Origin of the sequence: Fluviirhizobium alvei (assembly GCF_030551875.1) — a bacterium.
Classification (GTDB): domain Bacteria; phylum Pseudomonadota; class Alphaproteobacteria; order Rhizobiales; family Rhizobiaceae; genus Rhizobium_E; species Rhizobium_E alvei.
Window position 1 is genome coordinate 23,810 of record NZ_JAUOZU010000025.1, and the last position, 13,581, is coordinate 37,390.

The 13,581-nt window shown below is 57.3% G+C and carries 12 protein-coding genes; 7 read left to right on the forward strand and 5 right to left on the reverse strand.

The features are described 5' to 3' along the window. The first annotated feature begins 15 nt into the window (after positions 1–15). The 6 genes from Q4481_RS24030 (at position 16) to Q4481_RS24055 (ending at position 7,601) form a co-directional block, all read left to right on the forward strand. Entirely contained in the window at positions 16–1,551 is a 1,536-nt protein-coding gene (locus Q4481_RS24030) for a class I SAM-dependent DNA methyltransferase (RefSeq protein ID WP_304378965.1), read from the forward strand. After that, on the forward strand, positions 1,548–3,134 hold the full coding sequence (locus Q4481_RS24035; RefSeq protein WP_304378966.1) for a restriction endonuclease subunit S: 1,587 nt from the start codon (positions 1,548–1,550) through the stop codon (positions 3,132–3,134). The genes Q4481_RS24030 and Q4481_RS24035 overlap by 4 nt, the downstream gene beginning before the upstream one ends. 6 nt (positions 3,135–3,140) lie before the next feature. Further along, the gene (locus tag Q4481_RS24040) at positions 3,141–4,832 is read left to right on the forward strand and encodes an AAA family ATPase (RefSeq protein WP_304378967.1); all 1,692 of its coding nucleotides are present in this window, start codon (positions 3,141–3,143) and stop codon (positions 4,830–4,832) included. Then, entirely contained in the window at positions 4,832–5,647 is an 816-nt protein-coding gene (locus Q4481_RS24045; RefSeq protein WP_304378968.1) for an HNH endonuclease family protein, read from the forward strand. Before Q4481_RS24040 ends, Q4481_RS24045 begins: the two co-directional genes overlap by 1 nt. A 4-nt stretch (positions 5,648–5,651) precedes the next feature. Further along, positions 5,652–6,578: a restriction endonuclease gene (locus tag Q4481_RS24050; protein ID WP_304378969.1), complete on the forward strand. Its 927-nt coding sequence runs from the start codon at positions 5,652–5,654 to the stop codon at positions 6,576–6,578. Between the two features lie 348 nt (positions 6,579–6,926). Beyond that, a complete protein-coding gene (locus Q4481_RS24055) occupies positions 6,927–7,601 on the forward strand; it encodes a hypothetical protein (protein ID WP_304378970.1) in 675 nt (224 codons plus the stop codon). A gap of 357 nt (positions 7,602–7,958) precedes the next feature. Here Q4481_RS24055 and rfbA read toward each other — a convergent pair whose 3' ends face one another. The 5 genes from rfbA to Q4481_RS24080 form a co-directional block, all read right to left on the reverse strand. After that, entirely contained in the window at positions 7,959–8,837 is an 879-nt protein-coding gene (gene rfbA / locus Q4481_RS24060; protein ID WP_304378971.1) for a glucose-1-phosphate thymidylyltransferase RfbA, read from the reverse strand. A gap of 188 nt (positions 8,838–9,025) precedes the next feature. Further along, the gene (locus tag Q4481_RS24065) at positions 9,026–9,958 is read right to left on the reverse strand and encodes a sugar-binding protein (RefSeq protein ID WP_377353620.1); all 933 of its coding nucleotides are present in this window, start codon (positions 9,956–9,958) and stop codon (positions 9,026–9,028) included. Between the two features lie 90 nt (positions 9,959–10,048). Further along, positions 10,049–11,080, reverse strand: coding sequence for an ABC transporter permease (locus Q4481_RS24070; RefSeq protein WP_304378973.1), 1,032 nt, complete (start codon positions 11,078–11,080; stop codon positions 10,049–10,051). Then, the gene (locus tag Q4481_RS24075) at positions 11,080–11,820 is read right to left on the reverse strand and encodes an ATP-binding cassette domain-containing protein (protein ID WP_304378974.1); all 741 of its coding nucleotides are present in this window, start codon (positions 11,818–11,820) and stop codon (positions 11,080–11,082) included. Before Q4481_RS24075 ends, Q4481_RS24070 begins: the two co-directional genes overlap by 1 nt. An 83-nt stretch (positions 11,821–11,903) precedes the next feature. Then, positions 11,904–12,680 carry a FadR/GntR family transcriptional regulator gene (locus Q4481_RS24080; RefSeq protein ID WP_304378975.1) on the reverse strand — a complete coding sequence of 259 codons (777 nt, stop codon included), beginning with the start codon at positions 12,678–12,680 and terminating at the stop codon, positions 11,904–11,906. A gap of 204 nt (positions 12,681–12,884) precedes the next feature. Between Q4481_RS24080 and Q4481_RS24085 the strand changes: the two genes are divergently transcribed. Continuing rightward, positions 12,885–13,523 carry a tetratricopeptide repeat protein gene (locus Q4481_RS24085; protein WP_304378976.1) on the forward strand — a complete coding sequence of 213 codons (639 nt, stop codon included), beginning with the start codon at positions 12,885–12,887 and terminating at the stop codon, positions 13,521–13,523. The last annotated feature ends 58 nt before the right edge of the window (positions 13,524–13,581 follow it).

The following is a 13,581-nucleotide window of genomic DNA, read 5'->3' on the forward strand; positions in this document are numbered from 1 at the left end:
GATGAGAATCAGACTATGAATGCCAATGCCATCGTCCAGAAACTCTGGCGCCTCTGCACGGTCCTTCGCAAGGACGGCATCACCTATCAGCAATATGTCACCGAGCTGACCTATCTGCTGTTCCTGAAGATGATGGCCGAGCGCAACCGCGAAACGGGGAGCCTGCCCAAGGGCATGCGCTGGACGGATCTGGTCGCGGCCAATGGTCTGGCTAAGCTGGAACATTACCGCAAGGTTCTCGTCACCCTCGGCGCCGCCAGCACAAGGCTGGGAGCAGACGACGCGCTTGTGCTTCCGCCAAGCGAAGCCGGCAGCCCGGAAGAGCGCAGGCGTTATGCCGACGCCCGTCCGTTGCCGGAAATGGTGCAAAAGATCTTCGACAACGCCTCCACCTTCCTGCGCGAGCCGCAGAACCTGACCACGCTGGTCACCGCCATCGACGAGCTCGACTGGTTCTCCGAAGATCGCGACCAGTTCGGCGATCTCTATGAAGGCCTGCTGCAGAAGAACGCCGAGGAAACCAAGCGCGGCGCGGGGCAGTATTTCACCCCGCGCGTGCTGATCGAGCTTCTGGTCCGCCTCATGCAGCCGCAGCCCGGCGAAGTCATCCAGGATCCCGCCGCCGGCACCGGCGGCTTCCTGATTGCCGCCGATCGCTACATGAAGGCGCGCACCGACGACTATCTCGATCTCGGCGAGAAGGAACAGGACTTCCAGAAGCGCCGCGCCATCCACGGCATGGAAAACGTGCCGGGCACGCTGCGCCTGCTACTGATGAACCTCTATCTGCACGATATCGACGGCGATCATGTCGATCTCGGCGACACGCTCTCCGACAAGGGCAAGGGGCTCGGCCGCGCCAACCTCATCCTCACCAACCCGCCCTTCGGCCCGGCAGGCGGCGCGCCGACCCGCGATGACCTCTCTGTCACCGCGTCGGTCTCCTCCTACCAGCTTCCCTTTGTCGAACACTGCATCCGTGCGCTGCAGCCCGGCGGCCGCGCGGCGATCGTCGTGCCCGACAACGTGCTGTTCGAAGACGGGCGTGGGCGTGAACTGCGCCGGATGATGATGGACTGGTGCGAGTTGCACACCATCCTGCGCCTGCCCACCGGCATCTTCTACGCGCAAGGGGTCAAGACCAATGTCATCTTCCTGACGCGGGCCAAGACCGAGAGTGCCAACACCAAATCCGTCTGGATCTATGACCTGCGCGCCCAGATGCCGAAATTCGGCAAGACGACGCCGCTGACGGAGGTCCATTTCGAAGGCTTCGAGAAAGCCTTTGGAACAAGCCCGTACGGCAAGGAGCGCGGCCCGGATGAAGGCGAGGCCGGCCGCTGGCGCATGTTTAGCCGCGAGGCCATCGCCGCCCGTAGCGACAACCTCGATATCGCCTGGCTGCGCGAGGCGGAGGAAGAGGCGGAAGAAGGCCTCATCGAACCCGACGACATCGCCGCCGCCATCCTCAGCCACCTGCAGGCTGCGACGCTGGAGATTGAGGCGCTGATGGCGGAGCTGGGCGACGAGTTGCCGGAGGCGGCGGAATGACTGTGGAGCCCCGCTGGTCTGTCCCGAGAGGCTGGGACTGGACATCTATCGAAACCATCGCCGAGGTCACCGGAGGTGGAACGCCATCTGCCAATGATCCTTCTAACTTCTCGGACGAAGGTGGTATACCCTGGGTTACCCCCGCTGATCTCACGGGTTACGGAGACACTTACATAGCGCGCGGTCGACGGAATCTGTCTGATCGGGGCTATAAAAGCTCTTCGGCAAAGTTGCTTCCGGCTGGTGCAGTACTCTTCACGTCTCGCGCGCCGATTGGCTATTGCGCAATCGCTGCCAACCCGATTGCTACAAACCAAGGTTTTAAGAACCTCACGCTGTTCGGCGATATCTCTGGCGAATTCACGCGCCATTACTTGAAATGGTCAAAGCCATATCTTGAGTCTTTGGCTAGTGGAACAACCTTCCTTGAGCTCTCCGGTTCAAAGTTCCAGCAAGTGCCATTCCCCTTGCCACCCCTGGCCGAGCAAAAGCGCATAGTGGCCAAGCTGGATGCGCTGAACGCAAAATCCGCCCGCGCCCGCACCGAACTCGCCCGCATCGAAACCCTCGTCTCCCGCTACAAGCAGGCCGTGCTCAGCAAGGCGTTCAGCGGGGAGTTGACGCGGGAGTGGCGGCAAGACCGAGAGTGGCCGGCACTCGTTCGATTAGGGGATATCGCAAGTTCTTTCGCATACGGATCCGCGGCGAAATCGCAGAAGTCAGGATCTATTCCCGTACTTAGGATGGGCAATATTCAAAACGGTCAGCTCGATTGGGCGGATCTGGTATACACGGACGACAAGGATGAGATTGAAAAGTATCGACTTTTCCCAGGCGACGTCCTTTTTAACAGAACCAATAGTCCAGCCTTGGTCGGCAAAACGGCTATGTATAACGGCGAGCGCGACGCTATCTTTGCGGGATATCTTATAAGGATCGTCGCTGGACCTGATCTGGACGCTCGCTACCTCACTTACGCTCTAAACAGTCCGTCCGGCCGTGAATTTTCGTGGAACGCCAAAACGGATGGCGTAAGTCAATCAAACATCAGTGCGTCGAAGCTGAAGGAGTTCGCGTTCGCGGCTCCTCAACTCGAAGAACAACACGAAATCGTCCGCCGAATCGAATCCGCCTTCGCCAAGGTCGACCGGCTGGCGAAAAAAGCAAAGCGCGCCCTGGAGCTGGTGGGCCGGCTGGACGAGGCGATCCTGGCCAAAGCCTTCCGCGGCGAACTGGTTCCCCAAGACGAAAATGATGAACCCGCTGGCTTGCTGCTAGAGAGGATTAGGCAAGCGCGGAAGGGCGAGCTGTCCCGACCGAAGAGGCGGGCACCCGCAACGAAGACAAAGGTCCATGATATGGCACGCACGATTATCGAAGCCCTAGCGGAAGCGAAAGATTGGCTCGCAGCGCAAGAACTCTTTGCACGCTGCGGTGTACGAGATGGATCCTCGACCGAAGATGTTGAAAAGCTCTACAGGCAGTTGTTGGATCTGGAGCGACAAGAAAAAGTTGAGATAGAAGAGATATCAGACCCCCTGACCGGAGCGAAGCAGGGTAATAGAGTCAGATTGCGAAGGTAGACTTTGATGAGGCTCGATAAGTTCAAAATTGGCAGCGCCAAAGACAGCCCCACGCACACCTATAAAAACCTCAAAGATGTCAGCATCGATTTTGAGGAAAAGCAGTGGGTGACAGTCGTTATCGGCTGGAACGGCACCGGAAAATCCAACGTTCTGGAGGCGCTTTCCATTATATTCCGGGAGCTCATCAGCCCTCGAACTCCGCCACGCCCTCAGATCGACTTTGCCTTTGATCTGTCCTACGAGATCGGCAAGGGTTCTGATGCTCGCAAGATTTATCTCCAAAATGATCCGGACCGTTCTGAGCCGTTGACGGTTGAAGTGCAGCAATTGGCAACTGCGTCTGCAATGGAAAACATGCCTACCAGACGTCCTCTGCGAGTTTCGGAATTTTTGAAGGATGATAAGAACCTACCGCGCTTTGTCTTCAGCTACTATTCTGGAGAAAGCAGTCGACTGAAGAACGTCTATGCGCCTTATCTAACTAGGTACGACAAGCAGTTGAGGTCCGGAGAGGATCCTGGCCTCAAGCGCCTGTTTTTCGCGTTACCGGAACACAGCCAGTTCGTGCTCCTGGCTTTTCTCATAGTCGAAAGCCCTGTGGTCCGAAAATTCCTGGCGGAACAGCTGAATCTGGACCCTGAGACCGGGTTGGACTCGGTTTTGTTCGTTTTGCGGCAGCCTCCTTGGAACTCAAGAGAAGGCGACGGCCGCTTTTGGAACGCGAAGGGCGTTGTGCAAGGGTTCCTCGATCGACTGATGAAAATCGCGCTCTGTCCGATCACCATCAAGCGCAGCGAGATCATTTCCCAGTGGGACAACCGCAAGACGCTAGAGTTCAAGTATTTGCTCATCAAAGACTTGGGTGCCCTACGAACGTTGGTCGGTGGGCAGACGCCAGCGGAGTTTTTTCGCGATCTTGAGAGCACCCATGTTTCTCAGCTTATAGATGAGATCCGTATCAATGTGCGGGTTAAGAAGAACGCGGCCCCCATCACATTTGCAGAGTTAAGCGAGGGGGAACGACAGCTCCTTACTGTCCTGGGATTGATGCGCTTCACTGCCGGTGAAGAGAGCCTGTTCCTCCTGGACGAGCCCGACACACATCTAAATCCCCGTTGGAGCGTGGATTATCTCAGATATATCGAGGATTTCATTTCAGAAACGGAAGGGAAACCGGATTCGTTCACCAGCCATGTGGTGTTGACCACGCACAATCCCATGGCAATCGCTGAACTGAAGCGCGAGCAAGTCCAGATACTGGTCGTGCGGGAAAGCGAAGATCAGCGACAGATCGAAGCAGTTTTTCCCGAAGAGAGCCCAAAAGGTATGGGCTATGCGTCCATCATCACGAGCGACATGTTCGGTATTGCGTCCACGTTGGATCGGGACACGCAGGCCCTGTTGGAGAAACAGCGTGAGCTTGGCAGTCGAGACAGGCTGACGGACGGTGAGGCGGAAGAATTGACCGAAGTTAATCGTGAGTTAGGCGGGCTGGGTTTCAGATTCGACCATCCTGACGACGAGTACAAGAGATATCTCAAATTGAGAAGCGAATTGCTTCATCGGCTTTTCGAAAGCCGCGAAACGGAAGACATACTAAAGGGAGTTGTCAGACTGAGCCGAGAGGAGCGTGAGCGGATCGCGAATGAAGCGGTCGCGCAATTGCTCGACGAAACTGATGATGAGGATGATTGATGCACTGGATCGATCAGGACAAGATTGAGCTTCCTGAGGGCTGGATAAATGAAGCCGCAGCAGCCAAGAAAAAGATGGAGGATGAAAAATTAAAACCTGACGATCTGTCCCAGGTGTGGACAGCTCTCAAAGGAGACCTAGGAAAGTTAACCAACAAAAGGTGTTGGATCTGCGAAGCGCCAGCGACGCGATCTGATAATGCAGTAGATCATTTTCGGCCGAAAAACCGGGTAGCCGAGGCTTTGCAAAGCCCTTCCGGATACAAATGGCTGGCTTTTGAATACAAGAATTTTAGGTACATATGCACATTCTGCAACAGTAGGCGGATTGATATCATTGGTGGAACTGACGGTGGAAAGGCCGATCATTTCCCTTTGCGAGATGAAGCTGCTCGAGCCTACACCGAAACGGATGACATAGATAACGAAGAACCCATGCTTCTTGATCCCTGTGATCCTGAGGATTGGAAATTGCTCGGCTGCTCGCTGGAATCTGGTCATCCTGTTGCTGCGACTGACGATGTTCATGAACGGGAGCGGGTTGAAATATCAATTAAATTCTATCATCTCCACCAGGAAGATCTGAAAAAATTACGCCTCACGCAGATCCGAAATCTCGATCAGAAAATATCCGATGCTAAAGATCGGTATTATGAAATGGACGGCACGCCAAAGCGAAAGAAGAAGTTCATTTCTGCACTGGCACCTATAAAGAGATTGATTACTCCTGGCTCCGATTTCAGTGGCGAAATGTATAACCACGTGAAAAGGTGCCGGGACAACGGGTATCCTTGGCTTGAAAAGCTTTTGGGTTAAACACGTGGCAATACCTGATTACCAAACCCTCATGCTGCCTGTCCTGCGCTTCGCCGCCGGAGGCGAGACCCGCGTAGCCGATGTGGCAGAACGCATCGCGGACGATCTGCGCCTCACCCAGGCAGAGCGGGACGAGCTTCTCCCGAGCGGCCGCCAGCGCCTGCTGCACAATCGCATCCATTGGGCCAAATTCTATATGACCAAGGCCGGGCTGATCGCCTCGCCCGCACGCGGTCGTTTCCTTGCGACCGACAAGGGCAAGGCGCTGCTGGCGACGTCCCCAGACCGTATCGACGTGGCTCTTTTGATGCAAGACCCTGAGTTCCGCGAATTCTACAGAAACGAAGGAGGTGCAGGAGAGGAGAATGGCATTCTTGCCAAACCCGTCCAAGACGCCTCTGGGCGTACGACCCCGGAAGAACAGATCGATGCGGCTTATGCGTCCATGCAGGCAGCACTGCGGGATGAATTGCTCCAGCGCATCCTCTCCAACAGTCCCACCTTCTTCGAACAGCTTATCGTTGATCTCCTGGTTGCCATGGGCTATGGCGGCAGCCACAAGGATGCAGCAGCACAGCTCGGCCGCTCCGGTGACGGCGGTGTTGACGGAATCGTCAACGAGGATCGCCTCGGCCTCGACCGCATCTATGTCCAGGCGAAACGCTACGCACCGGGCAACCCCGTCGGCCGTCCGGATGTCAACGGCTTCGTCGGAAGCCTCGTCGGCCTCGGTGCCACCAAGGGAGTTTTCGTCACCACCTCCACTTTCAGCCAGCCGGCACGCGATTACGTCAAGCATCTGTCCCAACGGGTCATCCTCATCGACGGCCAGGAACTGGCCGATCTGATGATCGAACACGGCGTCGGCGTGCGCAGCTATCGCACGGTTGAGTTCAAGCGGCTGGACGAGGATTTTTTCGGCGAGGAATAACTTTCAGTATCCGGAGGAGCCAAGCGAAGAGACGAGCTGAATGTTATCGAATGAGCATAGCTGGGGAAGCCGGCTCGGCACGCAAATCATTTCAGATTTGTTTGGCTTCCGGCTACCACTCGAATTTGCAACCCGGTGCAAAATGGTCTTTTCCTTACGAACACCAAGCCAGAGAGATATTTGCAGCTCACAGTGTCCTTCTTGGCATTAGGCGTCACGCCCACCCGACACCACAAAGACATTCCCGTTCCATTAATATCCGGTAAACCAAAATCGTCTCCACCACTCTTGCGTCTGCTCGTGAATATGGCGAACACTAGGTAGAAATCTTCGTCTGACGAGTGCTATATGGAAGTCATTCAAAATCGTCTCGTGCTTGTCCTCTCAATCATAGCCCTCATGGTGGGTGGCCTTTGGTTCATCAGCGCCCCAAGCCTTGAGACTGCGAGCGTCTTTATCCCGGGTCTGATTGGTGTCGCAGCTAACCTGAGACTTATGATGTCTTTTGGAAAGCCGCCACGTCACGCGTCCAACGCCGACTTACACAGATACCGGCAGGGCCTTCGCAAACAGTTCTCGGAATACATCAACACGGCTGCTGCTCACGACCTTCGCGAGGATTGTATCGTCCACGATATCGAACGTCTCGATCAGTATCCTAATATCGACGAGAGAGACGGTGGCGTTTCGCCTTGGTTCCGTGTGGGCTTAATGGGGGCCACGGATGAAGGTGTTCTGATAGGCTACCACTGGACATACGCCACGCAGGTCAACGGTGAATGGTATGAGGATCACAGCGAAGACCTTGACAGGGTCAAGGTGATGCTGATCGGCGTGATACCATATGAGCAAATCGAGGATGTGAATTTTGAGGGCGACGACTTCTACAACAAGCCCCACATTTATTGCCACTTCGCCTACAACGGGGAGCCAAGCAAACGCATGTTCTTCGGAGTCGAACATAAGGACCCTCATAGCAATCACCGTCACTATTCTGACCTAGGTCCGTTCAAATTACCCTAGCTGGCATACCGTCCAAACCGTTGCCCTTTAATACCAAAAATAATCAGCCTCTCGGGCGCAACTGTTGAATAATGTCACCCAATAAGAGGTCTGATTTCGGTATTCGGGGGAGGCCGGGGTGAATGGCCCCGTGTAGGCGCGAAGCGGACGGCGTGCCAAGAATCTACTTACGCTCCTCACGACGCTGAAGCACGCTTCTCTCCGTGTCTCCGTTGCCAAATTTAACTTGCAACCGGGTTCAAATCCGCTACATCATCCATCGGTTCCAACATTGGTTCCAACATTTGCTTTTTGATCATTGTTTTTATTAGATAATTTTATGTAGGTTGCCCTCCCTCCGGGCCCACCACACATTTCTCACCGCCCCCGTTGGTTCTGCAGCAAACCCTGCAGATAACGGCCATAATCGCTCTTGCCATAGCGCGCAGCCTGGCGTTCGAATTCATCGACGGAGATGAAGCCCATCGAAAGCGCGATTTCCTCGGGGCAGGCGATCTTGAAGCCCTGGCGCTTTTCGAGCGTGCGGACGAATTCGCCGGCCTCGATCAGACTGTCCGGCGTTCCCGTATCGAGCCAGGCATAGCCGCGACCGAGAATCGAAACGGTCAGTTTGCCGCGTTCGAGATAGATGCGGTTCACATCCGTGATCTCAAGTTCACCGCGCGCCGAAGGCTTGAGATTGGCGGCAATCTCCACCACCGAACTGTCGTAGAAATAGAGGCCGGTGACGGCCCAGTTCGAGCGCGGCTTCTGCGGCTTCTCCTCGATCGACAGCGCCTTCATCTCCTTGTCGAACTCCACCACGCCATAGCGTTCGGGATCCACGACATGATAGGCAAAGACGGTGCCGCCGGCGCTGGTGGCCTTGGCGGCCTGCATGGCCTGCGGCAGGCCGTGACCGAAGAAGATATTGTCCCCGAGGATGAGGCAGGATGGGGAATCGCCGACGAAATCGGCGCCGATGATATAGGCCTGTGCCAGTCCATCGGGGCTCGGCTGTTCGGCATAGGAGAGGTCCAGCCCCCATTGGGAACCATCGCCCAGGAGACGCTTGAAATGCGGCAGGTCATGTGGGGTCGAGATGATGAGGATCTCCCGGATGCCGGCGAGCATCAGCGTCGTCAGCGGGTAGTAGATCATCGGCTTGTCATAGACCGGCAGCAACTGTTTGCTCATGGCCAGCGTCATCGGATGCAGGCGCGTGCCGCTGCCGCCAGAGAGGATAATGCCCTTCATCGTCTGCCCCTTCGAAACCTTTGGTGCCGAAGGTGGTCGCAAAATCCGTCCGAAATAGCAAGTACCGCGACGGATCGCAGGCGGTGCCACGAAAATGGCCCGGACGGATCGTCCGGGCCTGTCGCAGACCGACAAGGTGCTGGGCTTGGGAGAAACGCCGGCCTCTTTCGGGCCGGCGGCACGGGAGCTTACTTCAGGAAGTCACCGACATTGGCGGCAGTGACGCGGTCGAGGCCGGTATAGATGATCTGGTCGACCTTCTCACCCTTCTTGAGGGCCAGCAGCGTGCGCATGGAGACTTCGCCCATTTCATAGGGGCGCTGGCCAACGAGCACATGTGCATAGCCATCCTTCAGGAGCTGCAGTTCGACCGGCAGCGTATCGGCAACCACCAGCGCGAGCTTCTTGGATTCGACGTCGCCCTTGATCGGGTCAACGAAGTTTTTCCAGCCGTCCGGAGCAAACAGCGGCCAGCCGCCGATCGGAACGATGGCGCCGATATCCGGGTTGGCAGTGCGCAGGTCGGAGGCCTGCTGTACGGCGAGCGCGATGTCGTCGTTCGAGAAGGTCGGCGAACCGGCAACTTCCGTCCACTTCGAGCCGGCAAGCGCCTCACGAACGCCATCGACGCGTTCAGCAAGGTTCGGTGCTGCCGCGCCGCCCGAGATCATGCCGTAGGTACCACCTTCCGGCTTCAGCTTCAGCAACTCCTCCCCGAGTGCCTTGCCGAATTCCTTGTTGTTGGTGCCGACATAGGCCGAGCGCTTGGATTCGGGCGCATCCGAATCGAAGGTGATGACGACGATACCGGCTTCGACAGCCTTGTTGATGACCGTGGTTGCGGCTGCCGCGTCGGACACCGAGATCGCCAGGCCGTCGACGCCCTGGGTGATCAGGTCTTCGATGATCTGTGCCTGGGTTGCCGGCTCATGCTCGACCGGGCCCTGATAGATGCATTCGACATTGCCGAGCTTTGCAGCTTCTGCCAGGCAACCGTCACGGGTCAGGTCGAAGAACGGGTTGTTCATCGCCTTCGGCACAACGGCGAACTTGTAGTTCTCTGCCATGGCAGAACCGCTGATGGCAACGGATGCAAGCGCGGCAAGGGCAAACAGCTTCAATGATTTCATAGTCTTCTCCTCCACAATTGCCTGGAATAGAGCCAGGCCCCCTCATTCAGGCGGCAAACCGCCTATTCGCCTGCGCTGGCTTCAGCCATTGCGCAGAGACCGGAAGCGGTCGACGAGAACCGCTGCAACGATGATGCAGCCGACCAGAGTCTGCTGCCAGTACGGGTCCACCCGGGCCAGGACGAGCCCGTTGCGGATGACTTCGATGAGAATGCAGCCGATGATGGCGCCCGCCGCACCGCCGACACCGCCGGCGAGATTGGCACCGCCGATGACAGCTGCGGCGATGATGTTGAGCTCATAGCCGGTGGCGAGGTTGGCCGGAGCCGAGCCGAGCCAGCCCGAGATGATGATGCCGTTGAAGCCGGCGGCCATGGCGCAGAGCATGTAGACCTGGATCTTGACCCGGTCGACCGGCACGCCGGTGAGACGGCCGGCGGATTCATTGCCGCCGATGGCATAGACATGCCGGCCCCAGGCGGTGTGGTTGAGCACCACCCACATGATGACGGCAAGGATGATGAGATAGATGAAGCCCACCGGCACGCCGCCGAGCTGGCCGGATGTCAGCGCCAGGAACAGTTCCTTGTCAGGACCGGTCGGGCCGGTGCCGCGGCCATAGGTGAAGACGTAGGTGAGCCCGCGGATGATCGAGAGCGTGCCGAGCGTGGTCACGAAGGGCGAGAGTTTGAGTTTGGCGACGGCAAAACCGTTGCCGAAACCGATCACAGCGGCGGCGCCCAGGCCGCCGAGCACGGAAACGATCATGGCTGCGCCGGGGAAGGGGGCAAAACCGATCTTGTTCAGACCCACCATGATCAGCGAGGTGATGGTGGCCGTAAAGGCGATGGTCGAGCCGACCGACAGATCGATGCCACCGGTGATGATGACGAGCGTGATGCCGAGCGTGGCAATGGCGATGAACGAGAAATTGCGCGCGATATTGCCGATATTGCCAGGCGTGAGGAAGTTCGCCGAGGCGAAGCTCATGATGACGATGAGCACCAGAAGCGCCACCAGAACATAGGCGGACTGGCTGGCGAGAAAGCCCTTCTGCCAGAACCGCGTCTGGCGGACGTTGGAAAAGCCTTGGGTGGTTGTGTTGCTGCTCATTATGCTGCCTCCAGCGCGCCGGTGATGAGAGCGGTCACTTCCTCCGGCGAGGAGGAGGCGATGGCCTTGTCGGCAACCTTGCTGCCGCGCCGCATGACGATGACCCGTTCGCAGACCGAGAAGACATCGGGCATGCGGTGCGAAATGAGAATGACGGCAATGCCCGCATCCTTGAGCCGGCGGATGAGGTTGAGCACCTCGGCCACCTGGCGGACCGAAATGGCGGCTGTCGGCTCGTCCATCAGGATCATCTTGGCATCGGAAAGACGGGTGCGCGCAATGGCGACTGCCTGGCGCTGGCCGCCGGACATCTGGCGCACGAAATCGCCGGCGCGGGTCTCGGATTTCAGTTCGGCGAACAGTTCCACAGCCCGCGCATTCATGGCCTTGTGATCGAGAATGCGTAAGGGGCCGAAGTTCTTTTTCAGTTCACGGCCGAGGAAGATATTGCCGGCGGCGGTCAAGTTGTCGGCAAGCGCGAGATCCTGATAGACCGTCTCGATGCCCAGCCGGCGCGCCTCACCCGGTGAGTGAATATGGGCGCGCTCCCCTCCGAAGCGCAATTCGCCCGCTGTCGGCTGATAGATGCCGGACATGATCTTGACGAGGGTGGATTTGCCGGCGCCGTTGTCGCCCATCAATCCCACCACCTGTCCCGGTTCGATCCTGAAGCTGACTTCATCAAGCGCGCGAATGGCGCCGAAGTCCTTCGTGACTTTGTCGAGTTCCAAAAGTGCCAATATCTCCTCCCATTGGCCTTAAATCCATTTCTGAGGTACGTGCCCGTTAGTGATTACAGTTATTTGCGGGCGAAATTTTTCTCCTATGCCTGAACCAGATATTCCTTGGATTGCATGCGGCCGGCGGCGCGCAGGTAACCGTCTTCGATGACGCTGCGCATCGCAATGCGCGCATCTTCTCCGGAGCCGTCTCGGACGGCAGCCGCGATCTTTCGATGGGCCTCCACGGTGCGGGAATGCGCCACGGCATCCTCCACCGGCGAGGTCATGTTGAAGGTCGAGGCCAATGCCACTTCCACCAGCGAGCTGATGGATTGCATGAAGCAGTTGCCCGACGCTTCGGCGACGATCTGGTGGAACTGCAGATCGGCTTCCGCAAACACATCGCGGCTCTCAGCCATCTGCATGCGATCCACGCAATCCATCAGGCCTGTCACCTGGCGGTCGGAGCGGCGGTCGGCCGCAAGGGCTGCCGCTTCGAGTTCGATGCCGTAGCGGATTTCCGCGAGGCTCCGAATGAACTCGATGTCGGGGCCGGCTTCGAAATGCCAGGCGAGAACATCGGCATCGAACAGGTTCCAGCGCTGGCGCGGCAGAACCCGGGTGCCGACGCGCGCCCGGGGCTCGATCAGCCCCTTGGCGGCCAGCGCATTGGTGGCTTCCCGCATCACGGTTCGCGACACGCCGAATTCGGCCAGAAGTTCCGGTTCGAGAGGCAGGATCATGCCAACAGGATAGCGACCGGACACGATGCCGATGCCGATCTGGCGCAACACCTGGTGCCGAAGGCCATGCGCATTCGCGCGGCCGCCGAGCGCCGTTCTGTTCGCAACAATCTGCTTTCCACCCTGGTTGCGCATAGTGACCGCCTCCCGCAGTCGTCGCAACCTAATCACAGGTTAAAAAGTAATACAATATTATTTTCGACGCTTCGTCATGTTTTTCTAAAGGACCCGAATGGGGGGCGGGGAGGGAGCGGAAGTCGCCTGTAGCTGCCCCGGCGAGAACTGTGAACTCGCATATTCGAAGCCATTCTGGTTGTTGAAGAGTTGAAATCCAGTGCTATGACAGTTGCAGTTCAGTCTCTTCAGAACCGTCAGGAATTTAAATTGGATCCAGATCAGGAACTTCAACGAGGCTTGCAGGCAAGAAGATCCGGGGATCGGGCGCTGGCCAAAGACATTTTCGCCGGTGTTGTTGCTCAGTTTCCCGGTCACACATGGGCTCGCTATGAGCTCGTCCAGGAGCTTCGGTTCGAGGGCAGCGTCGGTGAAGCGACCACCGTTGCTGAGGATGCACTGAAGTATCCCGGGGTTTCCCCTCAACTTCTTGGAACGCTTGCTGATTTGCTGGGGGAGGCTTGCGAATTCGAAAAACAGCGACTTTTCCTGGAAATGGCTGCGGAGAAGTTTGCGACACGGGCCTATCCTTGGATTCACATGTCAAAGAGTCTCGCGGCGAGAGATGAAATGGAGGGCGCTTTTGATGCGCTTCATCGCGGTTTCACAAGCTGCATTGACCGAGAGCAGAAAGACCTCGTTGCCGAACAGCATGGTCGGTTAGCTTCGACCGTTCATATGCATTGTTTGAAATTTGATGCCTGGCCGCCCAAAGCGGGAGCAGAAATTAAAAATGCATGTGTGGTTCAATTGATCAAGGATGAGGAGGATATTCTTGGTGATCAGCTAGAGTATCCGTTTTGATCAAGGGTGTCTTGGCTCCCATTTTTGATTTTTCCGGAGCAACGCGTTTGCGAGGACG

Bases quoted from the DNA above. Each gene is read 5' to 3' on its own strand.
- Q4481_RS24055 (WP_304378970.1), top strand. From the start codon at position 6,927: ATGGAAGTCATTCAAAATCGTCTCGTGCTTGTCCTCTCAATCATAGCC.
- rfbA (WP_304378971.1), bottom strand. From the start codon at position 8,837: ATGAAGGGCATTATCCTCTCTGGCGGCAGCGGCACGCGCCTGCATCCG.
- Q4481_RS24085 (WP_304378976.1), top strand. From the start codon at position 12,885: ATGACAGTTGCAGTTCAGTCTCTTCAGAACCGTCAGGAATTTAAATTG.
- Q4481_RS24045 (WP_304378968.1), top strand. From the start codon at position 4,832: ATGCACTGGATCGATCAGGACAAGATTGAGCTTCCTGAGGGCTGGATA.
- Q4481_RS24030 (WP_304378965.1), top strand. From the start codon at position 16: ATGAATGCCAATGCCATCGTCCAGAAACTCTGGCGCCTCTGCACGGTC.
- Q4481_RS24080 (WP_304378975.1), bottom strand. From the start codon at position 12,680: ATGCGCAACCAGGGTGGAAAGCAGATTGTTGCGAACAGAACGGCGCTC.
- Q4481_RS24040 (WP_304378967.1), top strand. From the start codon at position 3,141: ATGAGGCTCGATAAGTTCAAAATTGGCAGCGCCAAAGACAGCCCCACG.
- Q4481_RS24035 (WP_304378966.1), top strand. From the start codon at position 1,548: ATGACTGTGGAGCCCCGCTGGTCTGTCCCGAGAGGCTGGGACTGGACA.
- Q4481_RS24070 (WP_304378973.1), bottom strand. From the start codon at position 11,080: ATGAGCAGCAACACAACCACCCAAGGCTTTTCCAACGTCCGCCAGACG.